The organism is Streptomyces sp. NPDC018029 (assembly GCF_044327655.1).
Taxonomy (GTDB): Bacteria; Actinomycetota; Actinomycetes; order Streptomycetales; family Streptomycetaceae; genus Streptomyces.
Genome location: NZ_JBIRFV010000002.1, coordinates 910,569 through 934,499 on the forward strand (window position 1 = coordinate 910,569; position 23,931 = coordinate 934,499).

Annotated in this window: 23 protein-coding genes and 1 pseudogene; 5 read left to right on the forward strand and 19 right to left on the reverse strand. The window is 71.6% G+C overall.

The genetic code is table 11. The annotated features are described in order from the left end of the window. Position 1 precedes the first annotated feature (1 nt). The gene (locus ACH4D5_RS08190; protein WP_398299809.1) at positions 2-649 is read right to left on the reverse strand and encodes a GntR family transcriptional regulator; all 648 of its coding nucleotides are present in this window, start codon (positions 647-649) and stop codon (positions 2-4) included. A gap of 256 nt (positions 650-905) precedes the next feature. On the opposite strand from ACH4D5_RS08190, the pseudogene ACH4D5_RS08195 reads away from it, so the two are divergent. The 4 genes and pseudogenes from ACH4D5_RS08195 to ACH4D5_RS08210 all read left to right on the forward strand — a co-directional run. Then, a pseudogene (locus tag ACH4D5_RS08195) lies at positions 906-1,244 on the forward strand (LacI family transcriptional regulator); the annotation flags it as partial. 161 nt (positions 1,245-1,405) lie between these two features. Beyond that, positions 1,406-1,822: a hypothetical protein gene (locus ACH4D5_RS08200; protein WP_398299810.1), complete on the forward strand. Its 417-nt coding sequence runs from the start codon at positions 1,406-1,408 to the stop codon at positions 1,820-1,822. After that, positions 1,819-2,610, forward strand: coding sequence for a hypothetical protein (locus ACH4D5_RS08205; RefSeq protein ID WP_398299812.1), 792 nt, complete (start codon positions 1,819-1,821; stop codon positions 2,608-2,610). The genes ACH4D5_RS08200 and ACH4D5_RS08205 overlap by 4 nt, the downstream gene beginning before the upstream one ends. Before the next feature lie 9 nt (positions 2,611-2,619). After that, entirely contained in the window at positions 2,620-3,492 is an 873-nt protein-coding gene (locus tag ACH4D5_RS08210) for a transporter substrate-binding domain-containing protein (RefSeq protein WP_398299814.1), read from the forward strand. A gap of 41 nt (positions 3,493-3,533) precedes the next feature. Here ACH4D5_RS08210 and ACH4D5_RS08215 read toward each other — a convergent pair whose 3' ends face one another. From ACH4D5_RS08215 to ACH4D5_RS08270, 12 genes are all read right to left on the reverse strand, one after another. Continuing rightward, positions 3,534-6,263: a Tat pathway signal sequence domain protein gene (locus tag ACH4D5_RS08215; protein ID WP_398299816.1), complete on the reverse strand. Its 2,730-nt coding sequence runs from the start codon at positions 6,261-6,263 to the stop codon at positions 3,534-3,536. Between the two features lie 135 nt (positions 6,264-6,398). Then, on the reverse strand, positions 6,399-6,956 hold the full coding sequence (locus tag ACH4D5_RS08220) for a hypothetical protein (RefSeq protein ID WP_398299818.1): 558 nt from the start codon (positions 6,954-6,956) through the stop codon (positions 6,399-6,401). After that, positions 6,953-7,816: a carbohydrate ABC transporter permease gene (locus ACH4D5_RS08225; protein ID WP_398299820.1), complete on the reverse strand. Its 864-nt coding sequence runs from the start codon at positions 7,814-7,816 to the stop codon at positions 6,953-6,955. The genes ACH4D5_RS08220 and ACH4D5_RS08225 overlap by 4 nt, the downstream gene beginning before the upstream one ends. Further along, the gene (locus ACH4D5_RS08230) at positions 7,813-8,835 is read right to left on the reverse strand and encodes a carbohydrate ABC transporter permease (RefSeq protein WP_398299822.1); all 1,023 of its coding nucleotides are present in this window, start codon (positions 8,833-8,835) and stop codon (positions 7,813-7,815) included. Before ACH4D5_RS08230 ends, ACH4D5_RS08225 begins: the two co-directional genes overlap by 4 nt. Positions 8,836-8,843: 8 nt before the next feature. Continuing rightward, positions 8,844-10,151: an ABC transporter substrate-binding protein gene (locus ACH4D5_RS08235; RefSeq protein WP_398299824.1), complete on the reverse strand. Its 1,308-nt coding sequence runs from the start codon at positions 10,149-10,151 to the stop codon at positions 8,844-8,846. Between the two features lie 425 nt (positions 10,152-10,576). Then, positions 10,577-10,903: a hypothetical protein gene (locus ACH4D5_RS08240; protein ID WP_398299826.1), complete on the reverse strand. Its 327-nt coding sequence runs from the start codon at positions 10,901-10,903 to the stop codon at positions 10,577-10,579. Positions 10,904-11,095: 192 nt separating this feature from the next. Continuing rightward, positions 11,096-11,830 (reverse strand): ANTAR domain-containing response regulator, encoded by a 735-nt coding sequence (locus ACH4D5_RS08245; protein ID WP_398299828.1) that lies wholly within the window; start codon positions 11,828-11,830, stop codon positions 11,096-11,098. Between the two features lie 55 nt (positions 11,831-11,885). Then, on the reverse strand, positions 11,886-12,557 hold the full coding sequence (locus ACH4D5_RS08250; RefSeq protein WP_398299830.1) for an ANTAR domain-containing protein: 672 nt from the start codon (positions 12,555-12,557) through the stop codon (positions 11,886-11,888). 294 nt (positions 12,558-12,851) lie between these two features. Next, complete coding sequence (locus ACH4D5_RS08255; protein ID WP_398299832.1) at positions 12,852-13,613, reverse strand: metallophosphoesterase; 762 nt, start codon at positions 13,611-13,613, stop codon at positions 12,852-12,854. Further along, the gene (locus ACH4D5_RS08260; protein WP_398299834.1) at positions 13,610-13,864 is read right to left on the reverse strand and encodes a hypothetical protein; all 255 of its coding nucleotides are present in this window, start codon (positions 13,862-13,864) and stop codon (positions 13,610-13,612) included. Before ACH4D5_RS08260 ends, ACH4D5_RS08255 begins: the two co-directional genes overlap by 4 nt. Beyond that, positions 13,861-14,544: a nucleotidyltransferase family protein gene (locus tag ACH4D5_RS08265; protein WP_398299835.1), complete on the reverse strand. Its 684-nt coding sequence runs from the start codon at positions 14,542-14,544 to the stop codon at positions 13,861-13,863. Before ACH4D5_RS08265 ends, ACH4D5_RS08260 begins: the two co-directional genes overlap by 4 nt. Positions 14,545-14,710: 166 nt before the next feature. Beyond that, the gene (locus tag ACH4D5_RS08270; RefSeq protein WP_398299837.1) at positions 14,711-15,520 is read right to left on the reverse strand and encodes an SDR family oxidoreductase; all 810 of its coding nucleotides are present in this window, start codon (positions 15,518-15,520) and stop codon (positions 14,711-14,713) included. A 146-nt stretch (positions 15,521-15,666) separates the two neighbouring features. Between ACH4D5_RS08270 and ACH4D5_RS08275 the strand changes: the two genes are divergently transcribed. Next, the gene (locus ACH4D5_RS08275) at positions 15,667-15,975 is read left to right on the forward strand and encodes a hypothetical protein (RefSeq protein ID WP_398299839.1); all 309 of its coding nucleotides are present in this window, start codon (positions 15,667-15,669) and stop codon (positions 15,973-15,975) included. A gap of 73 nt (positions 15,976-16,048) precedes the next feature. Here the strand turns inward: ACH4D5_RS08275 and ACH4D5_RS08280 are convergent, their stop codons facing one another. From ACH4D5_RS08280 to ACH4D5_RS08305, 6 genes are all read right to left on the reverse strand, one after another. Beyond that, on the reverse strand, positions 16,049-16,540 hold the full coding sequence (locus ACH4D5_RS08280; RefSeq protein ID WP_398299841.1) for a DUF5709 domain-containing protein: 492 nt from the start codon (positions 16,538-16,540) through the stop codon (positions 16,049-16,051). Positions 16,541-16,661: 121 nt separating this feature from the next. Next, on the reverse strand, positions 16,662-17,048 hold the full coding sequence (locus tag ACH4D5_RS08285) for a VOC family protein (protein ID WP_398299842.1): 387 nt from the start codon (positions 17,046-17,048) through the stop codon (positions 16,662-16,664). A 168-nt stretch (positions 17,049-17,216) separates the two neighbouring features. After that, a complete protein-coding gene (locus ACH4D5_RS08290; protein ID WP_398299844.1) occupies positions 17,217-17,939 on the reverse strand; it encodes a class I SAM-dependent methyltransferase in 723 nt (240 codons plus the stop codon). Between the two features lie 181 nt (positions 17,940-18,120). Beyond that, a complete protein-coding gene (locus ACH4D5_RS08295) occupies positions 18,121-20,604 on the reverse strand; it encodes a SpoIIE family protein phosphatase (protein ID WP_398299846.1) in 2,484 nt (827 codons plus the stop codon). A gap of 178 nt (positions 20,605-20,782) precedes the next feature. After that, on the reverse strand, positions 20,783-23,239 hold the full coding sequence (locus tag ACH4D5_RS08300) for an MFS transporter (RefSeq protein WP_398299848.1): 2,457 nt from the start codon (positions 23,237-23,239) through the stop codon (positions 20,783-20,785). 199 nt (positions 23,240-23,438) lie between these two features. Continuing rightward, a complete protein-coding gene (locus tag ACH4D5_RS08305; RefSeq protein ID WP_398299850.1) occupies positions 23,439-23,882 on the reverse strand; it encodes an SRPBCC family protein in 444 nt (147 codons plus the stop codon). Between the last annotated feature and the right edge of the window lie 49 nt (positions 23,883-23,931).

A 23,931-nucleotide genomic window follows, 5' to 3' on the forward strand; every position in this document is an offset into this window, starting at 1 on the left:
GTCACTGGAGGTCCCCTTCCGAGGGAAAGGCGCGCTGCACGAACGACGCGATGTGGCGGTGCAGCGCCTCGGCGGCGCCGTCGGCGTCCCCGGCGAGGGCGAGCCGCAGGATCTCCTGGTGCTCAGTGGCCTCGCGGGCCCACGAGGGGTCGGCCGCCCAGGCGACGGCCGAGACGAGGGCGGCCTGGTCCCGCACCTCGTCGAGGAGGCGGCCGAGGAGCGGGTTGCCGCAGGCGGAGTACAGCGTGCGGTGGAACTCCCGGTTGGCCAGGGAGCGTTCGGCCGCGTCCTCGGCGACGTCGGCCCGCGCCAGGGCCTCGCGGGCGGAGTCGAGCGCCGCACCGCGCCGGACGGTGCGGCGCAGCGCCTCGGGTTCCAGGAGCAGCCGCACGTCGTACACCTCGCGCGCCATGGCCGCGTCCACGGTGCGTACGGCGGCGCCCTTGTACTGGCTCATCGCGACGAGCCCGGTGCCCGCCAGCGTCTTGAGGGCCTCGCGGACGGGCGTCTTGGAGACCCCGAACTCACCGGCGAGCTCCGTCTCGACCAGGGGCTGGCCCGGTCTCAACTCGCCGGTGAGGATGCGGTGTTTGATCGCTTCGAGCACGAACTGCGTGCGCGAGGGGATCGGGGTCGGCACGGACGTCATGGGCACCCTCAGATCTCACGTATCGCGTATCACGTCTCATATATGACGTACGAAGTACGACGCGTAGAAGCTAAGAGGGGGCGGGGTCTTCGTCAACGCTTCTGACAAAAGAAGCACGGACGACCTTCCCTGCGGCGTCAGCGGTGCCAACCAGCGTGCTGCCGGGAGTAGTTGGCGGTCGTAGCCGAACAGCGCCTGGTTCTCCCAGGCGTTGCCGGAGGACGGGTCGGCGGGGTCCCAGCCGCTGCCGTCGACCGCCGTCCGGCTGCGCGAGGCAGGCGTCCCCCTCGTGGCCTGCGGAAAGCCGCTCGGGCAGGCCTCCAAGGTGGCGTACGTACCGAGCGCCTCGCCGAACACCGCGAGGTCCTCGCGGAGGCGGGCATCGAGGCCGACGACCGGCTGGGCGTCCACGGCGACTACAGCCGCGCCGGCGGCGAGCGGGGAGCGACCGAACTCCTGGCCCGTGCCCCGGACATCCCGGCCCTGGGACCGGATCAGCACGGAGATGGTCCGCGTCCTGCTCGCCCAGATCGCGGGCGATGACCCGGCGGCGGTGATCCTGCCGACGGAGCTGGTGCGACGGGGCTCCGCTTAGCCCCGGCCCCGACCCCGGGGCTTGCGGCGGACCGGACGCCGCCGGCCGCCCCGCGCATACATCGCCGCCGAATGGGTATCTGACTCTCCCCCGAGGGGTGTCAGGCGCGCAGCGAAGCGCTCGCCCGCGACGGGGAACGTGCGGATGGGACGGGGGACCCAATGTCCGAGCTGCTTGCTGCCGCTGATCAGATCGTGCCCTATGTGGCCTCGGCCGGAGTCGCCGTGATCACGGCCGCTCAGGCCGACTTCGCACAGAACGTGCTCGACCGGGGGAAGAGGCTGGTGCGCGCCCTGTTGCAGCGCGAAGAAGGTGACGTGCCGCCCGGGAATCTGGAGCAGGCCGCGGCGCTGCGGAGCCTCTCCCGGCCGGCCCTGGAAGAGCTCGCCGACGCGATCGACGCCTGGCTCTCCGCAGGGGACCTGAGCGCGGGCTCCCTTCGTCGGCACGTCGCGGCGGTGGCGACGGCACGAGTGGGTGAGCACAACTCGGGGACGGGCCATGGGAGGTACGCCATGGGCATCGGCAAGCTCGAGGGCGACCTGACCATCAACCACGGCTCGCCCGACGGCCCATGAGCCCCGGGCCGGGCAAGGCGGCACCGCGGCAGGCGGAGGACACGGCGCCCAGGCGGTCGAACACCGCGCGGGCAGAGGGCCGTAACTGGGCCGTGGCCGTGGGCCAGGTCGTCGGCGACCTGATCGTCCATCTCGTGATCGGCGGCGAGGGCCAGTGGAAGAACTTCTGGAACTCCCTGCCCTTCTGCCTCTTCGTGGCGGCCGCCGCCACCGCGTGGCTGCGCGCCCCGGAGGGCCCGATCGGCCAGTTCGTGCCGGTCATCGTCCTGTTGGGCCTGTCGTTCATCGCCTCCTTCATGCGCCTCCTCGGACTCGATGTCCGCTGGCCCAAGCGCGACCGGGCACAGAAGCCGCCCGCGACCGCCCTGGCGTTGCGCGCCTGTGTCTTCGCGGTCTTCCTGGTCTGCGCCGTGGCCGGAGCGGTGCGGGCCGATCTCCTGCGCCGCGACGGCGAAGTGGACGTCACCGGGCAGGTGGAGATCCGGCCGACCGCCGAGAACTCCCAGCGCACGCTGAACCTGTCCGGCGTACCCCATCGAAGCAACCTTCGCCTGACCCTGCGGGCCGAGGACGCCCGGCCCGGTGATCAGAGCTGCACCCCGGAGACCCGGTTCACCCTCGTGCTGGTGGGCGGGGACACGCACCGGTTCGAACAGGTCCGGTCCATGGAGCCCGTGGACATTCCGCTGGGCGGTTCACGCACGGACATCATGCTGAACATCACCGTCCACACGCCCAAAGGATGCAGCATGAACGTTTCGGCGGCCGAGGCCGTACTCCATGAATGAGGGGACATCATGAGTCCGCGAGAGTCGAAGGCGTGGAAGGCGCTGGTGGTGTCCGCCGCGGCGATGGTGGGTCTGGCGACGGTGAGCTGTTCCTCCGATGACGCGCCCCGCTCTTTCATGGGCAAGACCAGGCTCACGGTCGCCATGCACAACGACCTTCCGGGCGTCTCCTTCCTGGACGGCTACACCTGGTCGGGTTACGACCATCTCTTCGCGCAGAAGTTCAAGAACGAGTTCGGCGTCAAAGTGGCCCCCGCGGATGTCGCGACCAAAGACCGCGTCACTTCCCTCACCAGCGACAATGCCGACCTGGTCATCGCGGCGTTCTCGATCACCCCCGAGCGGATGAAGCAGATAGATTTCGCGGGCCCTTATCTGACCAACTACCAGGGATTCCTGGTGGGCAAGAAGGGGGCGGCCATCCGCTCGATGAACGACCTGCGCGGCAAGCGGGTCTGCGCTTGGTCCGGCACCACCAATATCGGCCCCCTTCAGGGCCTCGGATTCGAGGTCGTCGAGATGCCGAGCGCCAAGGCCTGCCTCAAGGCCCTCGTCAGCGGTGGAGTCGACGCCTTCTCCACCGACCAGCTGATCCTGTACGGCTTCGCGCACCAGCACGCCAAGGACCGTCTGAAGGTGATTCCCGACCTCACCGTGGGAGCCCCGCAGTATTACGGCGTCGGCATGCCCAAGGGACACCGTTCGGACTGCCGCCGCCTGCGCGATTTCATCAAGAAGTACGTCGAGAGCAACGACTGGATCCAGGACATCCAGGTCTCCCTGCCGGAGGTCCCCAAGACCGATCCGAACTGGGCCAGCCGACTCAAGCCCAGCATGGATTCCATCGAGGCCCGCTCATGCAGGGACAAGGCAAGCCCGTGACATGAGTCCCCGCCTCGGCAACCGCCTGGTCGGCCGGCCGGCTAGCCGGGCAGCTTGTCGCCGATGAGGGCGAGGTTCTGGATGGCGGCGAGGCCGAACAGGGCCGTCTCGTTGGTGCTGACACGCGGGTGCTCGTGGCCCGGCTCCAGTGCGGCGGGGCCCTCGATCCTCGTCCGTTCCCACTTCATGGCGCGGGTGTAGCCGTCGCTGTCGTGGAACTTCTTCCAGGCGCGCGCGGCCAGCTCGTCGTCCCGCAGCTGCGCCGCCGCGTACGCGTCCTGGCGGGAGTGGCCCTGGAACAGCAGCAGGCTGCCGAAGTCCTTGCCGTACCGCTCCTTCTGTTCGGCCTTGGTCGCGTTGAAGTAGCGGCAGTAGTCGAGCCAGACCGCCTTGAAGCCGGGCAGGTCGACGAGGTCGATCAGCTCGGCGCACATCTCGACGAGGCCGAACATCGCGGAGAGGTGCGAGACGTTCACCGCGGGCTCGGCCGCGACGGCGAACTCGCCCGTGTCCAGGTCGTAGAGGCCGCTGCCCTGCACGAAGCCGTTGGGCTGCGCGGCGATGGTCCGCATCGTGGAGCGCAGCCGCGCCTCCGCCTTCCTCGCCTTCGGGCCCCGGCGCTCCCACTCCGTGAGCCACGCGCCCGCGAGGCCGCTCCAGTCGGTGCCGAAGCCGATGGACAGGGCGTGCCGGTCCGGCTCGTACGGTTCGGTGCGGATCTTGCGGAGCGGGTCGAGGGCGAGGAACGTCTCGTCGGAGTCGACGAGGGCGTGCATCAGGTCGCCGACGCGTTCGTCGGCGGTGAGGAAGTAGTAGGGGCGGCGGTAGACGGCGGTCGAGATGCGCTGCTGCTTGGCGCTGTCCGCGAAGTGCTGCACGCCGTGCCGGGTGCCGAGCCCGGCCCACTCGCCGAGGTGGTAGGCGTCGACCTCGCCGGTGTGCCGGGTCATGGCCTCGGCGAAGCGGAAGATGTCCGCGCGGCCCGAGCGCAGGTAGGCGTACCAGAGCCAGAGGTCGGGCGAGAGCTCGGAGTTGTCCCAGGCGTATCCCCCGACGTCGTACCGCCACTGGTGCCGGTCCTCGTCGTAGGTGTGCATGATGTCGCCGTAGTCCCAGAAGCCGTACCAGCGGCGCTGCTCGGCCTGGCCCTTGTAGTACGTGAAGAGGAAGTCGAGGTGGTCCTCGATCTCGGCCTTCGCGGGCGTGGAGCGGTCGACGGGTGCGAAGAGCCCGCCGAAGACCTTGGCCCTGCTCAGGTGCTCGGGGGCGGCGACGAGCTGGGGCGGGGTGCGGACGGCGGCGGACTGGGCGACGAGCGCGGCGGCGGACGGGGTCGCGGCGTTGGCCCAGAACATCAGTTCGCTGGTGCGGGCGATGCCGTAGGGCGTGCCGAAGCCGGGTTCGTGATCCTCGTAGGTGATGTTGAGGCCTTCGAGCTGTTCCGGGTAGGTGTCCTGGCCGAGGCCGTCGTGGTAGAAGCGCAGGTCCATCGGGGGTGCTTCGGGGGACCAGAGCCAGAGGGTGACCTCTGCGGCGTCGCTCGCGGCTCCCCGGATGTCGAGCTGGGCGGGGTGCTTCTCCCAGAAGTCCCGCAGCCCGAAGGAGAGTCCGCCGCTCACCCCGCCGACGTACCCGAAGCCGCCCGCCCGTCCGCCGCCGCCCGCGGCGATCCAGCCCCGGCCCTTTTCGGTGCGCTTGCGGAGCGTGAACCCGTCGGCGGAGAGCTGCGCGAGCGTGTAGTCGCCCCAGGTCGGAATGTATTGGAGTCTGCTGGTGACCCGCTGGTCCCAGGTGGCCGGGTCCGGCAGCTTCTCGCCCTTGACCTGCGCGGCGCGCACGGCGGCGCCCGGGTCGCGGCGCAGCCCGGTGATGCCCTTCACGGCCTCGGTGAGGAACCCCTTCCCCTCACCCGCGATCCGGATGTGCCGGTCGTACGCCGCGTCGCGCATCGGCACGGTGAAACGCACACCGAGCCCGCGGACGAAGTCCTTCTCCTGGTCCCCGTCGTAGGTGATGGTGTGCACCATGCGGAAGGATTCGGCGCCCGCGTAGAAGTAGAGGCGGACGCTGAAGGGCAGCCAACTGCGCCTGCCCCTGCGGTGCTTGCCGTCGACGCGGACGACCGCGCGCACCGGCCCGTCCTGCTCGACCCGCACGTCGGCGATCTCGCCGTCGAACCGCTCCCACTTCGCGCTGCCGGAGTCCCCGTCGTCGACATCGCCCTGCCGCAGCAGGACGAGACGCCCGTCGGTGGCGATCTCCCTGCCCCCGCGCGTCACCGACCGCACGAGCCGCTCGCCGCCCTTGCCGATCACCGCCGTGATGACGCCGGTGTCCACGGTGACCTCGCGGCCGGTCCGGGCGACGGTGAGCTTCTTCTCGTACGTCGCCGGGGTCCCGGCCGCGAGCGTGAACCGTTCGGCGTCGGCGCCCCAGAAGCCCACCGCGTGCGCCGTCCACTTCAGCGATCCGTCGGGCCAGTACGCGGTGGGCCAGCTCTGCACCGGTACGCCGGTGCCGTCGCCCGCGACGAGGGCGAACGTGGTGCCGGCGTCGTGCACACCCTTGGGCCAGGGCACCCCGAAGGTGGATCCGGGCGCGGCACCGAGCCCGCCGTCCTCCAGCCAGCGGATGTCGGCGGGGGCGTCGGCCGCCGGCGCCCCGGGCGCGTCGGCGCGGGCTTCACCACGCCCGAGCGCCCAGCTGAACTGCGCGGCCACGCCGGCCGTGGCGGCGGCCTTGAGCAGAGATCTACGGGTTACGGGCGGCATACGATCCCTCGACTTCCGTACCGGTACCAATGCGCTGACAGGACATGGGCGCCCCTCCAGGGGCGCGGGACTCCGACATGTGCGGCTCCGCCGCGGGGCGCGACCAGCCACACGCGGCCAGCAGCCAGGAACAACTCAGCCGCGCCGCTCCACTGCCACCCCCGCAGCCGCGAGGACCCCCACCGCCGGAGCGGCGAGCGGCGCCACGAACCACCCGGACACCGCCACCACGGCGAGCCCGCAGACCAGCGCCAGCGACCCGGCGGGGTCACGGACCGTACGGCGCACCGCACCGGCCAGCAGCTCCCGCCAGGAGGCCCCGGGCCGCCAGGCCACGGCACCCCGCACCCCCGCGACGACCAGAAGCACCATGGTCAGGACGCCCACCACCCCGACGGCCGCCCCGCCGGGCAGCGTCCCTGACCGCACCACCACGAGGTCCGCCCAGAGCAGGGCGAGCGCGGCCCACCCGGTGAGCCCCACCAGCCACCCGCGCCGGGCTGCGGCCCGCCAGTCGGTCACGAACTCCCGCCACCCGCCCCCCTCGTGGGCGAGGTGCCGCCGCAGGTGGGCGGCGCCCGCGGCCAGGGCGGCGGGCACCGTCACCAGCGGCAGCGCGGCGACCGCGATCCACACCCCGGTGAGCAGGCACTCGGCGAATACCCCGAACCGTCTGCCGCGTGCGCCGGTCACTTCAGCCCCGACGTGGCCATGCCGTCGATCAGATACCGCTGGAAGGCCAGGAAGAAGGCGAGCACCGGCAGCAGCGCCACCAGCGACATCGCGATCATGCCGCCGTAGTTGGCGAGGCCCTCCTGGTCGACGAACATCTTCAGGCCGAGTGAGACCGTGTACTTGGAGGGGTCGTTGAGGTAGATCAGTGGGCCCATGAAGTCGTTCCACGCGTTGATGAACGTGAAGATCGCGCTGGTGATCAGCGCGGGCCGGCACAGCGGCAGCACGATCGACCAGTAGATCCGCAGATGGCCGCAGCCGTCGAGCCGCGCCGCCTCGTCGAGCTCGCGCGGCAGGCTCCGCATGAACTGCACCATCAGGAAGACGAAGAAGGCGTCGACGGCGAGGTACTTGCCGAGCAGCAGCGGCGTGTAGGTGTTGATCAGGCCGAGCTTCTGGAACAGCACGTACTGCGGGATGAGGAGCACGTGGTACGGCAGGAGCAGCGTGCCGATCATCAGCGCGAAGAGCAGGTTGCGGCCCGCGAACCTGATCCGGGCGAAGGCGTAGGCCGCGAGCGAGCAGGAGACCAGCACGCCCACCACCGAACCCCCGGCCAGAAAGAGGGAGTTGGTGAAGAAGGTGGTGATGGAGATGTCGGCGAGGCCGTCGGCGAGGCCGGTGTAGTTGGAGACGACCGGGTCCGTCGGGAGCAGGTCCAGACTGCCGACGATCTTGTCATTGGGCTTGAAGGAGCCGCCGATCAGCCACACCACGGGGTAGAGGACCACGGCGAGCACGGCGAGCGCCCCGATGTGCCAGGCGAGGGAACCGGCACGGCCCTCACGGACTCCGGCCGTCACACGCGACGTACTCATCGGGCGCCCTCCTCATAGTGCACCCAGCGCTTCTGGGACCAGAACAGGACCGCCGTCACCAGGCCGACGGCGAGCAGCAGCATCCAGGCCATGGCCGAGGCGAAGCCCATCCGGCTGTTCTCGAAGCCCTGGACGTAGAGGTAGCAGGTGTAGACGAGCGAACCGTCCGCCGGGCCACAGGCGTTGCCGCCCGCGCCGCCGCCGACGATGTACGCGGAGGCGAAGATCTGGAAGGAGTGGATGGTCTCCAGGAGGACGTTGAAGAAGAGCACCGGGGAAATCATCGGCAGGGTGATGTTCCAGAACCGGCGCCAGCTGCCCGCGCCGTCCATCGCCGCCGCCTCGTACAGTTCGCGCGGCACCTGTTTGAGGCCGGCCAGGAAGATGACCATCGGCGCGCCGAACTGCCAGACGGTGAGCGCCACCAGGCTGTAGATGATCCAGTCGGGGTCGCCGGTCCAGCCGCCGACGTCCACGCCGAACAGGGCACGCTGGGTGCGGTCGACGATCGCGTCGTCCGAGAAGATCGCCTTCCAGACGACGGCGACCGAGACGCTCGCGCCGATCAGCGAGGGGGCGTAGAACGCGGCCCGGTAGAAGCCCTGGCCGCGCCGCTTCTGGCTGAGGAGCAGCGCCACACCGAGTGCGGCGGCCAGCTTCAGCGGGGTGCCGATGACGACGTACCAGAGCGTCACCTCGACCGACGTGCGCCAGCGCGGGTCGCCGAACATCTCGGTGAAGTTGTCCAGGCCGACCCATGTGGGCGCGTCGAAGAGGTTGTAGTCGGTGAACGCGAAGTAGAGCGAGGCGACCATCGGGCCCGCCGTGAGCAGCAGGAATCCAGCGATCCAGGGCGACATGAAGAGGTAGCCCGCGAGATTCTCGCCGCGCCGGCCGCGTCGTCCGCGTCGGCCATGCCGGGGCGCCCCACCGAGCCGGCCGCCGGAGCCGGAGCCGCTCTGGGAGGCCGCCCCCTTCGCCCCGGACCGCGGTGCCGCCGCGGCGTCCACAGGGGTCATGGCGGCGCTCATCGGGAACCGAGGGCCGTCTTGCACTCGGTGAAGTACTGCTCCACCGCTTCGCCGACCGACCGCTTCCCGAGGGCGAGTTCCTCGGCGATGCGCAGGAAGCCCGCCTCGCAGACGTCGGCGCCCGCCGGATGCGGGGTGATGGTCTCCAGGACACCGGCGTCGACGAGGCTCTCCTCGTACGCGGCGATCTCCTTGTTCACCGACGCGATCGTCCTGTCGCTCTCCTGCGCCGGCTTGTACGCCTCGTACTGCGCTGTCGTCGTCGGCACCCCGCGGTCGTACCCCATGATCCTGGCGACCTCCGGGTCGTGCACCATGAAGTCGATGAACCGCGCGACCTCCTTGGGGTGCCTGGTGCGCCTTGCGCCGCTGAGCATCAGGGAACCGAGGTACTGGCCGGTCTTCTTGCCGTCGGTCGTCGGGATGGGGGCGAGGCCGTAGCTGCTCTTGCCCTCGGCGGAGTAGCGGACGGTGAAGTTGTCCCAGGTGAACTCGGCGGCCGCGAGCTCGGCCGCGACCGCCGACTTGGGCTTGACCTGGGCGACCTTCTTCGGGTCGGCGTAGATGCCGGACTTGACGCCCTCGTACCCCTTCGCCCACCACTCCTTCAGGTCGGCCTCGGTGAAGCCCAGGCCGTCCTCGGTGAAGAAGGCCTTGCCGTGCTGGCGGAGGTAGAGGTCGTAGAGGTACATGACGCCGTAGAGCCCGCTGTCACCCGGCCGCCCGCCCCTGTCGCGGATCTTCTTCATCGCGGTGTGGAAGTCGTCCCAGGTCCAGCCCATCTCGGGGGTGACGCCCGCCTTCGCGAAGAGCGGCTTGTCGATCACCAGGGCCATGGAGTTGCTGCCGACGGGCACACCGAGCAGCTTGCCGTCCACCTCGCCGAACTTCTCCAGGCCGGCGCGGAAGCCGTCGAGCCGCAGATTGCCCGCCTCGGCCTGTGCGTTCAGGTCGAGCAGCACATTGCGCTCGTCGTACTTGCGCAGGAAACCGATCGCGTTCTGGAAGACGTCGGGCGGATTGCCGCCCGCCGCCTGGGTGTTGAACTTCTTCCAGAAGTCGAGGTAGGGCTGGAAGTCCGTCTTGATCTTGATTTTCGGGTGCTTCTTCTCGAAGAGCGCGATCGTCTTGTTGATCCGCCGGGCCCGGTCGTCCGACCCCCACCACGCGTACCGGAGCGTGACCGTGCCGTTCCCGGACCCGTCACCGGAACCGCAGCCCGCCGCCGTCAGGCCGACGGCGGCCAGTGAGCCGCCCGCGAACTTGAGCAGGCCGCGTCGGTCAAGTTCCCCATGTACAGGCACAGTTAGCCCCTCGAGACGGGAGTTGAATCGTTTTAGGCAAGCGCTTTCCGGGCCAACGTAGGGAGAGGGCGTTCGTACGTCAACGGTTCGGACAGGAAATTCGTCGAAGCGCTTCGCCGGGGCGTTGGCCCGTCGCGCCGGGCCGGACCCCACGGGGTGCGCACCCGGCCCGCGGGGCGACGCGCCCAGGTCGTCGCACCCGACCAACGCGATGCCGCCGCACGGAGACGCCGGCGGCGGGCCGGGGCTCCGATGCCGAGCAGGCGAGTACCTGCGTCCCGCCCGGCGCGCGGAGAGCACACGAAGACGCGCGGAGCGCGCCGGCCCAGCCCCCTAGCCCCCTGCGCCGCGATACGTGCGCCGCACCGGCGACGAGGACGAGAGCGCGATACCCGGCGCTCGGCAGTGACGGGTACCGCGGTCCTTCACCGCGCGGTCGACGGCGATGTACGGAATGCTGCGCCGCCGGACGCACGCGGCGTCGCAGACTCCGGCTCCGCAGGCCTCATCAGGTGGGATCGCAGCTGCCGTTCGGCGAAGAGGCCCAGGTGGGCGGCCTCCTCCCCCGCGCCCTGCGCGCCGCCGCAGCGCGCCACGCCGAGCCCCGCTTCACGGGCCGCGCGTTCGGCGGCCGCGACCAGGTCCGCGAAGGGCGGCTTGCGCGTGTCCAAGAGGGACAGCCGGATGATCCTGCTGCGGGCTGCCCGCAACTGGCGCGCGGGCGCGGTGTGGAGGCGGCCGAGGGAGCGCATCGCGGCCCGGACGCGCCTGCGGCGAGACGCCCGCCAAGTGCGGCACGCCCAGGGTGCCCACCCCGTGCGCTACACCCCAGAGCGCTACCCCTCCCTCATCCGCCCGCCCTCACCCGTCGGCCGACGGTCCGTGAGCCGTGGCGGGCACGAGGTGAATCGATTCATCCCACCACCTGTGAGCGGGCCCTCCCGCTATCCGCTCGACGCTCCGTCGGTCGCATGACTGGGGAGCTCTCCCGTGTCGACCACGTGCCGGGCGACGGCGGTGAGGAGGAGGCGGTGGTGTCGGGCGTGGCGGCGCATGAGGTTGAAGGCCTCGTCGGGTGAGATGGCGCGACGGGCGGCGAGGTAGCCCTTGGCCTGCTCGATGATGATGCGGCTGTGCAGAGCGGTGTGGAGCTGTCCGTTGAGGTTGTCGGCCTGCTGCAGGGTGCGGGCGTGGAGCAGACCGATGGTGGCCGCGTCGGCGAACGCCTGGGCCATGGCGAGGTCGTCGGTCGGCAGCGGGCTGTCGGTGGCACGCAGGAGGAGCAGGCTGCCGAGGGTGTCCCGGCGCAGCCGCAGGGGGACCGCGCTGGCGTACGTGTAGCCGGACTCGCGGGCCAGCGCGGTGAAGTCGTGCCAGGCGGCGGGGGCGCTGGACAGGCTCCCGGGAGCGACGGTGTCCGACGTTTGGTAGGCGTCCAGGGCCGGGCCCTCGCGCATGGCCAGCTCCAGCAGCCCCGCCAGGGCGGGGCTGGGGTCGCACGGGGCGGGGCTGTACAACTGAGGCCCTGGGTAGGCCAGCAGGACCGCGACGTCGGTGACGGCGAAGATGTCACAGCAGCGGACGGTCAGTTGCTGCAGAAAGTCGATGACGTCGAAGTCGGCGACGAAGGTATCGGCGAGTTCGACGAAGGTTTCGGCGATCTTTCGTTCTCGGCTCATGCCTTGGCTCCTCGGTATACGGGCGCCTTTCGGCGGCCCGCACCGGACGGCGGGTTCACGACGGCAGCTCCCGCAGGATCTCGCGGGCCGCCTCGGTCAGGGGCCGGCCGGAGGCGTAGGCCCGGGCACGCAGCCGGATCAGCGCCTCCTCCAGCGGCACACCGAGCCGGTAGCTGAGCACGCCGGTGGCCTGGTGCACCTCCGCCCAGTGCAGGTCGACGGCGCCCGCCCGCCCCGGCCCGTTCCTGGGGGCCTCGGCACCCGGCTCCCAGGCCAGCAGCCGGCCGGTCAGCGCGTCGGCCACCCGCAGCCCGTCCGCCGCCTCCCGCACGGTCAGCGGCCCCGGCGTGCGGCGGTATCCGGTCAGCGTGCCGAACAAGGCCGCCCCTGTTCTGACGGGCCATACGAACACGGCACGCACGCCCAGGGCCTGGGCCTCGGCGGCGAACTGCGGCCACCGCCCCGCCGCGTCGGCGTCCGCGCCCAAGTCGGCGACCTGGCACGGCCCTTGACTCAAGTCCCCTGTTATCCCCGGCCCCTGCCCGAGGGTGAACTGCGCGTCCAACAGCCGCGCGCTGGTGTCGTCGCTGAACCACACCAGTTCCGCCCCCCACCGCAAGGAGACCGCGATCCCCTCCAACCCCAGCGCATGCGCGCACCGCACCGCCCACATGCGGTGCTCCCCGGCTTCGGCGGCCCGCTCCAGACCGACAATCAGCTCCTGCACAGACACCTGGTGCCCCATCACTGAGCCTTCCACGCCGAAAGGCGAACCGGCTCTGGAAGACGGCCACGTTCCGTAGTCGGAATCTACTCCTCTCCACCCGCCGGGAGGTGCCTTCGCGCATAACGGTCCCGCACGGAGCGTGATTACCCCCGAGTGGGTACCGTGCGGCAACGGAAATCGAACGGGGAGGCACTGTGGCGCTGGTGGGCGCGGCAGCGGGAGGAGCGGTGGGATCCCGGGGTCGCGGGAGACCCGCCCCGGGCGGGCCCCGGCCCCAGGGGCCTGTCCGGCCGCCTAGCCGTTGCGGGCGGCCGTCGCGGGTTCCGCGCTGCGGTGGTCCTGCAGGTGGTAGACGTTGAACGCCTTGCGGATGACGGGCTGGGCGACGTTGCGCACCGGTACGCCGCCGTTGGTCATGCCGTGCTCGGTGCCCGCGTGCGCGTGGCCGTGGACGGCCAGGTCGGCGCCCGCCTCGTCGACCGCCTCCGCCAGCAGATAGCTGCCGAGGAAGGGGAAGATCTCCAGGGGTTCGCCCGCGAGGGTGTCCGGCACGGGTGCGAAGTGCGTGAGCGCCACCCGTGTGCCGCAGCCCTGCTCGGCCAGCTCCTCCAGCGAGGTCCGCAGGCCGTCGGCGCAGCGCCGGGTGTACCGGATGAACTCCTTCATCAGGGGTTCGCCGAACTCGCTGCCGCTGCGGCCGACGAATCCGCCGCCGAACCCCTTGGTGCCTGCGACGCCCACCCGCGCCCCGTCGACCTCGACGACCGTGCCCTCTCCTTCGAGCACCCGTACGCCCGCGTCGCGCAGGATGGCGGTGACCTTCTCCGGCTGCTCGTCGTGGTGGTCGTGGTTGCCGAGCACGGCGACGACGGGCACCGGCAGTCCGCTGACCTCCTGGGCGACGATCCGCGCCTCCTCCGGAGTGCCGTGGCGGGTGAGGTCCCCGGCCAGGAGCAGCAGGTCCGCGCAGTTGTGCAGCGTCTCGAAGGCGGGCCTGAGCACTCCCTGGCTGTCCAGGCCCATGTGGATGTCCCCGACGGCGGCGATGCGGATCATGACACTTCCTCCGGGTGGTCCGGTGCTGCAGACTCGGCCACCACGACGTCGAAGTGGACGGTCTGGCCTGCCAGTTCCTCGTTGACGGTACGCAGCAGCTCTTCGCGGCAGTGTGTCGTGGGCACGGTCCCGACGACCGCGACGGAGGAGCCGCGGGACTCGACGCGGATGCCCAGTTCGCCGAGTTCCTCCGCGGCGAGCCGTTCCTTCAGGTGGGCGATGCGGTACTCGACGTGGGCGTGGTCGTTCATCGGTCTGCTCCTCGCGGTGCGATGACTTCCAGGCGTTCCAGCAGGAAGAGGAAGGCGGCCGGCATCGGCACGTCCCCGTACTCGTCGCGGAGCGCCTCCCAGTCGACCTTCTCCCGCAGCTGCCGTGCGATCGGCAGGACGGCGCCGAAGTCGCAGTGGTGCTCGGAGAAGGCGGCGAGCAGGGCCCGCACCAGGTCGGTCGGCGAGAGGACCGGCATGTGCACCGAGTCCATCGGCAGTTGCACGGCGCGGTCGAGGAGCTCCGTGGTGACCGGCTGGGCGGCCAGTTCGAAGATGAGGTCGATGTCCTGGCCCAGGCACTTGGCCTTGAGCAGCCAGTCCTCGGGCGGCGCGTACACGGTGAGGCCCGCCTCCTCCAGTGAGGCCGCGACCGCTTCGGCGTCCTCCGGCCTGATGCAGAAGTCGGCGTCGTGCTGGAGGTTGCCGGTCCCGCCGTGCGCGTACACGGCGACGCTGCCGGCGAGGGCGAAGTCGTGGTCGCGCCTCTTGAGGATGGCGGCGACCTGCTTGGCCGCCTCCAGGATCGCCTGGTGGAGGTCGGGCGGCAGCTCCTCCGCGGGCGCCTCGTGCGTGGATCCCCCGGCCGGTGGTCCCGCCGGGCACGGCGCGGTGGCCCGGCGCCGCGCGTCGGGCGTGGTGTCTTCTGCGTTCGACGTCACCTTCTGCTCCGTTTCCGGAGACGGGCCTCCGCACCGTTCGTGCGGTCCCGTCGTCTCCGACGATCCCTTTCCCAGGCAGCACCGGTACCCGGGCCGCCGGGTTCGACACGGGCCCGGGGGCATGTGGTGCGGGGCGCCGCGGTCACGGCGGGCCCGCGGGTCCGCCTCAGGGGCGCCGCCACTCGTCGCTGCGGAGGTGCGATCCCGCCTGCGGGCCCATGCGCACCATGCCGCCGTCGGCGACCCAGGACGCGCCCGTCACGTACGAGGCGTCGGGCCCGGCGAGGAAGGCGATGACGGCGGCGATCTCCCGGGCGTCACCGGGCCTGCCGAGCGGAATGCCCGGGCGGTGTTCGCTGTGCACGTCGGTGTCCTCCTGCCCGGTCATGGGCGTGGCGATCTCGCCGGGCGCGACGGCGTTGACGGTGATGCCGTGCTCCGCGAGCTCCAGGGCCATGACCTGGGTCAGCAGTCCGAGGCCGCCCTTGGCGGCGCAGTAGGGGGCCGCGCCGACCCGGGGCTGGTGCTCGTGCACCGACGTCACGTTGACGATGCGGCCGCCGTCGCCCTGCCGGATCATGCGGCGCGCGGCGTGCTGGCCGCACAGGAAGGGGCCGATCAGGTCGACGTCGACGACGCGCCTGACATCGGCGTGTTCGAGGTCGAGGAAGGGGGTGGCGGTGCCCGTCCCGGCGTTGTTGACGAGGACGTCGATGCGGCCGAGGCGCTCGGCGAGGTCGTCGACGACCTGCGCGGCATCGGGCAGCCGGGTCAGGTCCATCCGGGCGACGGCCGCGCGCCGGCCGTGCCGGCCCACTTCCTCGGCCGTCCGCTCGGCGCCCTCCTCGTCGGAGTGCCAGGTGATCCCGACATCCATTCCGGCCGCCGCGAGCCGGACGGCCGTGGCCCGGCCGATGCCGGAGTCCGCGCCCGTGACGACGGCCACTCCGGTGCCGGAGGCGGTGGGGACGGTCATGGGTCCTCCTGTTCGTCGAACGGATCACTCGTCGGATCACTCATCGCCCTCTGTCCAGCTTCGGGCAGCCACGCGCTTCGCGCGCATCGCGCGCTCGTACGCCGCCCCTGCGCCGCTCGTACGCTGGGAGGCCGGAGGTGGTCCCGATGGTCCGGTCGAAGAAGTACGCGGTGGCGGCCTCGGGCCAGTGGGTCGACGAGGAGGACGGCCGGCAGCGGCTGCCCGCCGGTGAGGCCCACGCGTGGCAGCCGGGCAGGAACGAGACCGTCTGCGGGCTCTCCCTGAGCCGCTCCCGCCTCACCCGTTTCCCGCACGTGCCGTGGACGGACGCCATTCCGGAGTCCGGCGGCTCGGCGGACCGCGTGCAGCGGCTGTGCCACCGGTGCGCCTCCGTGGCGGGACGCTCGGGGGCCGGCGCCCGGCCGCCGTGGCGCCGGATCAATCCCCGACCGTGACCCGGGAGCCGATGGCGCCCCGGGAGCTGGTGACGCCCCGGGAGCTGGCGGCGGCTCCTCGTCCGGCCAGGGCCTAGGAGGCCGGTGGCAGGTCCTCGTCCGGGACGATGTGGACCGCCGCCTCCTCCGCGCCCGCAGCGCCGCCGTCGATGCCCTCGTCCCTGGCGACCACCTGTTTGGTGGTGTCCGGGTGGGCTCCCTCGTCCGGGGCCACCAGGCGGCCCGCGCGGTCCCGTCCGGCCTCCGGGTCCATCGGCTCGCCCTCGCCGTCCGGCAGGTCGCCGATGGTGTCACCGACGGGCTGCTCCGGGTCGGGCACCTCGGTGTCGGGCACCTCCTGCCGCAGCCGCTCGTCGAGCGTCTCGCCCTCGTGCTGCTCCGCCGCCGTGGTGCCGGTCTTGGTGACGCCCAGCGGCTTCTCCGGCGGCGAGTAGCCCTCGTCGAGCATGTCGTCGTACGTACGCTCGTCCACCGCGTCCTGGAGGTCCAGCGGCGCCGCGTCCTCCTGCTCCTCGTTGTCGCCGGTGGGCTGGTAGGCGTCGTCCGCCATGTTCTGGTCGCTCATGACTACCTCGCGCTTCGGGGTCTCGGGGGTTGTCGCGCTCGCCCTCTCATGGTCGCGCTCAGCCTCCAGGGTTGCCCGCGAACACTGCCCCAAACGATCTGACCCTGCTCCCTGCCCGGCCCTACTCGGTGTGCATGATCTGGATCAGGTTGCCGCAGGTGTCGTCCAGGACCGCGACGGTGACCTTGTCCATCCGCACCGGCTCCTGGGTGAAGCGGACCCCGAGTCCGCGCAGCCGTTCGAACTCCGCCGTGACGTCGTCCACGGCGAAGGCCGCCGCCGGAATGCCGTCCGCGACCAGCGCGTCCTTGTACGGCTTCACTGCGGGGTGCCCGTCGGGCTCGAGGAGCAGCTCCGTCCCTTCGGGGTCCTCCGGCGAGACCACAGTCAGCCACCAGTCGTCGCCGATCGCGACCTTGGACTTCTCCACGAAGCCGAGGACGTCGGTGTAGAAGGCCAGGGCCTTGAGCTGGTCGTCGACGAATACGCTGGTCAGGTTGATTCTCACGGGGTGCTCTCCGGTGCGTCGGGGCTGAGCCGTCGTGCCGGCGCCTTTAAAGCATCCTCTTCCATGACCGGACCATGGGCAAGGAACGACTTGCCTATCAAATGTCCGCCCTGCACCCCTGCCGCGTACCTGTCACCCGCCTCACGTACCTGTCACCCGCCCGTCGCGTCAGGCGGCCGCGAGCACCAGCCACCGCGACGGCAGCTCGATGCGCGTGCCGTCCGCGGCGAACTCCGTCGTCGTCAGGGGCAGCTCGCCCGCGGCGACGATCGCGAGCCCGGCCGACGCGACGTACGCGTCCACCGCCGCGTCGACGACCTCCGCGGGCGCGATCCCGTGGGCGAAGACCGGCGCCAGCTTCGGCGGCGGCCCCGCGGGGCTCCGCGCGAGCCCCATCAGCACGGGGCGCGCCGCCTCCGAGAGCTCGACGACGAAGGCGCGCCCGCGCTCGCCGAGCAGGGTGGCGATGCCGTCGAGCAGCGGCTGCCGGTCCGCGGGCTCGCACTGGTGCAGGACGCCCCGCATGTACACGTTCATGTCGCCGACCTCGGCGTGCAGCTGCTCCGTCTCGCTCCTCTCGCCCGCGTCGAGCTGCCGGAAGTCGACCTGCCCGGCCGCGTCGGCGCGCCGGGCGTGGTCGAGGGCGGCCGCCGACAGGTCGACGCCGAGGACGCGCGGGAAGCGGTCGGCGAGGAAGCGCGTCTGGGTGCCGTTGCCGCAGCCGATGTCGACGACGGGCAGGCCCGCGGCGGCCATGTGCGGTTCGAAGAGCGCGAGGTGGAGGCCCGCGGTGAGGGCGGGCTCGGCGTCCCAGAAGACTGCGCCCGGTTCGCCGGGCGCCTCCCGCCAGAACCCCTCCCACGCCTCTCTGTACCGGCTCGTGACGCTCATGTCCGTACTCCCCGGGGTGCGACGAGAGCCGCCGAAGCCGACGACGAGATCGGTCTATCGCGCCCGGGGGCGCACGGACAACCACCCGCGCACTCCTTCACCGCTTAATCGGTGCGTTGTCGCGGGGCGCACGCCCGCGAGGCACGGCGCTTCCCGCGTACGAGAGTGACCGGGCGGCCGACTAGCGGCGCGGGAGCGGCAGTTCGCACCAGACCGTCTTGCCCGCGCGCGTGCGGCTCGTGCCCCACTCCGCCGCCAGTGAGCTGACGACGCGCAGGCCGCGCCCGAACTCGTCGCCAGGGCCCGCGCTGAGCAGCGTCGGCAGTGTCTGGTCGTCGTCCTCGACCTCGCACACCAGCGCCCCCGAGCGGACGAGCCGCAGGTCGATCCTGCTGCTGCGGGAGTGGCGCACGACATTGGTGACGAGCTCGCTGACGAGCAACTCGGCCGTGTCGGACAGGGGTTGGAGGGACCAGGCCCGCAGCTGGGCGCGGACCATCTCGCGGGCCCTGCCCACCTCGGCGGGGTCGACGGCGAGCCGCCAGTGCGCGACGTTCTCCATCGGGATGCCGTTCAGCCGGGCCATCAGGAGCGCCACGTCGTCCTTGCGGCCGCCGCGCGGGTTGAGGGCTCGGATGATCGTGTCGCAGGCGTCGTCCATGGAGGCGGCGGGGTGCGCGGCCGATTCGGTGAGCGTGGCGAGTCCGACGCCGATGTCCTCGCCGCGGATCTCGACGAGGCCGTCGGTGCACATCAGCAGCCGGTCGCCGGGCGCCACGCGCACCAGGACCGATTCGAAGGGCACACCGCCGACGCCGATGGGCGCTCCGGTGGGCAGGTCGAGGAGTTCGCTGCGGCCGTCCGCGGCGCGGACCAGGACGGGCGGGATGTGGCCGGCGTTGGCGAGGTGCAGCTCGCCCGCGATCGGGTCGTAGACCGCGTACAGGCACGTCGCGAGATAGTGCTCGCCGAGGCGCTGCGCGAGGTCGTCGAGGTTGCGCAGAAGCTGCTCGGGCGGCAGGTCCAGGGCGGCCATGGTCTGCACGGCCGTGCGCAACTGGCCCATCATCGCGGCGGAGTTGAGGCCGTGGCCCATCACGTCGCCGACGACGAACGCGGTCCTGGAGCCGGGCAGCTTGACGGAGTCGAACCAGTCGCCGCCGACCCGGCCGAGGAGGGTGCCGGGCAGATAGCGGGTGGCGATGTCGCAGCCGGGCATCCGGGGCTGGATGTGCGGCAGCATGCTGTCCTGGAGGGTGTCGGCGACACTCTCCTGGTACGTGTACATGCGGGCGTTGTCGAGCACGAGGCCCGCGCGGGCGGCCAGTTCGGCGCCGGTGACGCGGTCCATGTCGTTGAAGACGGGCCGCTCCTGGTGGCGGAGCAGGATCATGAAGCCGAGCACCACATTGCGCGCCTTGAGCGGTACGACGAGCATCGAGCGGTGGTTGATCAGCGGGCGGATGTCGCGCTTCTCGAACTGGGAGGCGATGGCGTTGCCCATCTCCTCGGTGATGCGGGGCACGAGCACCGGGTCGCCGGAGGTCATGCACTGGAAGAACGGCGTGTGCGCGGGGAACGGCATGGACTCGCCGACCGGCACCACGTCGTCCCAGCGGCCCGGCTCGTCGGTGTGCTCGACCGCGACCCGGTGCCACATCGTGGTCTCGTCCGGCGCGCCTTCGGGGAAGCCCTCGCCCGCGACGACCTGCTCGCGGAGGTAGGTGCCCGCCACGTCCGTGAAGCGCGGCACGACGGCCCTGCTGACCTCGATGATCGTCCGCGACAGGTCGAGGGATGAGCCGATCCGCCCGCTGACCTCGTTGAGGAATTCGAGGCGTTCGCGGACCGCGGCGTACTCGAGGTCCTCGCCCTCGTCGTCCACCGCCTCCGGGGCCACCGGCACTCCGCGGGCGGCGGCCCGCGCGGCGCGCTCCCTGCGCTCCTTGCGCTCGATCCGGCGGGCGACGCCCCAGTCCGGGGTGACGGGCACCCGGTCGTGCCTGCTGAACTCCAGGACGGGATAGCCCAGTTCGAGGACTTGGGCGACGATGCGGGCGCTTTCCTCCACGCTCATGCTGGGCAGGATCTCGGGGAGCCGGGCGGCGAGCTCGTCCGCGCCGGGGAAGTCGGTGTGCAGCGCGAAGCCCGGCGCGATCCGCTCGACCTGCTCGTCCCTCTCGTCGCGCTCGTCCCTCTCGCTCCGTCCGCCCCGCTCGCCGTCCGGCCCGTCGGCCGCGGTCAGCCGCGCGGCGTCGGCGGCGAGCACGAGGAGCCGCTCGGGGCCGGGGCCCACCAGGGGGTACGCCCACCACAGCACGTCGACCCGGGCGCGGGCGCCGCCCGCCCCGCTCGCCGAGCCGGTGAGACGGGCGCGCCCGGCGGCCGGGTAGGAGATGCGTCCGTCGAGGGAGGTCTCCAGGTCGGGGCCGAGTCCGTCGAAGGCTCCGTAGGACCCGCGGTCCTCCGGGATCGCGCCGTGCACCGGGAGCAGATCGCCCACGGGACGGCCGACGGCCTCCTCCTTGCCGTACCCGAAGAGGCGGCGCGCGCCGACGCTCCAGTGCGAGACGAGGCCGGCGCCGTCGACGACGACCACGGCCAGCGGAATGCGGCCGGACGCGGCACTCTGCGCCGGTGGCTCGCCCGGAGTGCCTCGTTCCATGGCTCATGCTCCTTCCCGCGGCAGCGCAAGATTCTGCGCCGCCACCAACCACCGTACGGCCGACGGAGGTTGCCGTGCGGGGCAATACGGGAATTGGCCGGGCGGGCCGGGCCACCGGCGCACGCCCCCTTCGCCGGGCGCCGTCCGGCCCGCCCGGCCGGGGTCATGGCACGAGCTCTCAGTCCTCGTGACCGAGCTGCAGGTCCCGCTCGGTGCGGCCGCCGCCCGCGACCTGGAGGACCGTGGCGACCGGCGGGTAACCCGCCGCGATCACGGTGTACTCGCCCGACGACAGGTCGACGAAGCGGAAGGAGCCGTCCGGTCCCGTGGTCAGGGTGTCGACGACGTTCCCCGCCGCGTCGAGCAGCGTCACGCGCGCGTCCTCGACGGGCCGCCCGCCGCCGGCCCGCACGGTGCCCCGCAGCACGGCCCCGCCCGCGAGTTCCACGTCCTGCCGGGTCTCGCGCGAGGCCTGCACGGAGACGGGCAGCGCTGCGGGACGGAACGCGGGCGCGCTGGCCGCGAGGGTGTATTCGCCCGCCACCAGCTCCGTGATGACATAGCCGCCCTCGCGACCGCTGCGCGTGGTGGCGACGACCTCTCCGCGGACGTCGGTGAGGGTGACGGCCGCGTCCCTGACGGGCGTTCCGTCGGCGGTCACCACGGCCCCGGCGAGCCGGCCCGCCCCGCCGAGGACGACATCGAGCTCGACGGGCCGCTCCCCCACGGTGACGGTCACGGCCTGCGGCTGGTGCCCGCCGGCGGCCGCGATCAGCACGAACGAACCCGAGCCCGGGGTGGCGAGCGCGTACCGCCCGTCCTCGCCGCTCGCGCCGCGACCGATCTGCTGTCCCGCGACATCGATGAGGGTGAGGGCGGCGCGGGGCACGACGGTGCCGTCGGGGTGCTGCACGGTGCCGCAGACCGGGACTCCGGCGGCGTACGTCGTCGTACGGGCCCGGGGCACGGCCATCGGCTCGGCGGCGGGTGCGTTGTGGGAGGCGGTGCTGGACAACAGGGGGGTCTCCTTGAGGAAGAAGGCGAGCAGCATGCCGAGGACGAGCACCGGCACCAGGTAGAGGAAGATCCGCGGCATCGCGTCGGCGTAGGCCTGGATGTAGCCCTCGCGGAGCGGCGCGGGCAGCGCGTGGACGAGCTGCGGGGTGATGGACTCGGCGTCGGGCACGGCCTCGTCCGAACCGGCGGGGAGCCGGTCCCGGAGCGCGTCGGCGAGCCGGTCGGCGAAGAGCGTGCCGAAGACGGCGGCTCCCACGCTGCCGCCGATCTGCCGGAAGTAGTTGTTGGCGCTGGTGGCGGTGCCCAGGTCGGCGGGGCGGACCGCGTTCTGCACGGCGAGGACGAGCACCGGCATGACCAGGCCGATGCCCGCGCCGAGCACGGCCATCCAGGCGCTGTACTCCAGCCGCGAGGTGTCCGCTTCGAGCCGCGAGAGCAGCCACATGCCCACTACGGAGAGGACGCCTCCGACGACCGGGTACACCTTGTAGCGCCCGGTGTGGCTGATGAGCTGGCCGGAGACGATCGACGCGCCGACGATGCCGCCCATCATCGGCAGCATCAGGAGGCCGGACTCGGTGGCGCTCGCGCCGTCGACCATCTGCAGGAAGGTCGGCAGGTAACTGGCCGCTCCGAAGAGGGCGATTCCGACGACCATGCCCACAAGACCGGTGATGTTGAAGACCGGATCGCGGAACAGGCGCAACGGAATGATCGGTTCTGCCGCGAACTTCTCGGCGACGAGGAAGAGCACGCTCGCCACGACGGCTCCGGCGCCGAGCCCGAGGATCATCCGGTCGCCCCACGCGTACTCGGTCCCGCCCCAACTGGTCAGCAGCACGAGGCAGGTGGACGCGGCGGCGAGCAGGAGCGCGCCGAGCACGTCGAGCCGGGCCCTGCCGGTGGGCTTGGGCAGCTTCAGGACGAGCGAGACGACCAGGAGGGTGACGAGGCCGAAGGGCACGTTGAAGTAGAAGCACCAGCGCCAGGAGGCGTGGTCGGTGAAGAAGCCGCCGAGCAGCGGGCCCGCGACCGAGGCGAGGCCGAACGCGGCGCCGATCAGGCCCATGTAGCGGCCGCGCTGCCGGGGCGGCACGATGTCCGCGATGATCGCCTGTACGCCGATCATCAGGCCGCCCGCGCCGACGCCCTGGAGCGCGCGGAAGGCGATCAGCTGGTCCATCGTCCGCGACCAGCCGGCGAGCGCCGAGCCGATGACGAAGATCACGATCGCGAACTGGAAGACGCCCTTGCGTCCGAAGAGGTCACCGAGCTTGCCGTAGATCGGCAGGCCGACCGTGGAGGTGAGCAGGTAGGCGGTGATCGCCCAGGACATCCTGTCGAGGCCGTGCAGCTCTCCGACGATCTTCGGGAGCGCGGTGGCGACGATCATCTGCTCCAGCGCGGCGAGCAGCAGCGCGAGCATGAGCCCGACGAAGACCATGCGGACGCGGGCGGGGCTGAGCCCGTGCGCGGCCGGACCGGGGGCCACGGGTGGCGCCTGCGCCTGCCCCGGGTCCTGATCGCCGGGCGTCGAGGGGCCGTTGGCCCCTTCGTCGCGGTGCTGCCCGTTCCGCTCGTCCCGCTCGGCGACCTTCACCAGCGTCGTCCCGCCCACGTCCTGCTCCCCTCGTCGCGCCTGCGACGCATTTCTCGCATTACGCGACAACTGCGAGCAAGCGCGACGAGTCGCCCTCGCGTGGGGCCCGGCGGACGTAAGCGCCGGTCGGAGCCCTACGGCGTACAACGGGGCCGAGCGGAAAACCACTCGAAACGGTGAGCGTAACGACAACCCTGATGGGCTACACGGGAGTTGACTACTTCTCGACCTCGGTGGCGAGGTTGGCGAGCACGGCGTCGTAGATCCGGCCGAGGCCCTTGGGGGCGAAGGTCTTCTCGAAGAAGCCGCCGATGCCGCCCGCGCCGTTCCACACCGTGGAGACGACCACGCGGGACTTGCCCTCGCCCGCCGGGGTCACCGTCCAGGTCGTGACCATCGAGGAGTTGCGGTCCTTCTCGACCAGTTCGCCGTCGGTCGGCTCGCTGACCTCCAGGAGGCAGTCGCGGATCCGCTTGCTGGTGGCCTGCAGCTTCCAGTGGACGAGGGTGCCCTCGCCGTCGCCGCCCTCGCGCACCTCGTACTCGCTGAAGTGCTCCGAAAGGAGCTTCTGCCGCGTGCCGCTGTAGTCGGCCAGCGCGTCGAAGACGTCGTCCGGCTTTGCCGTGATGATCCGCTCCGTGACCGCCTCGACCTGCGCCATTGCACTTCCTCCAGCACTTGTTTCTCGGGGGACTTCGCGGAAAGCCAAC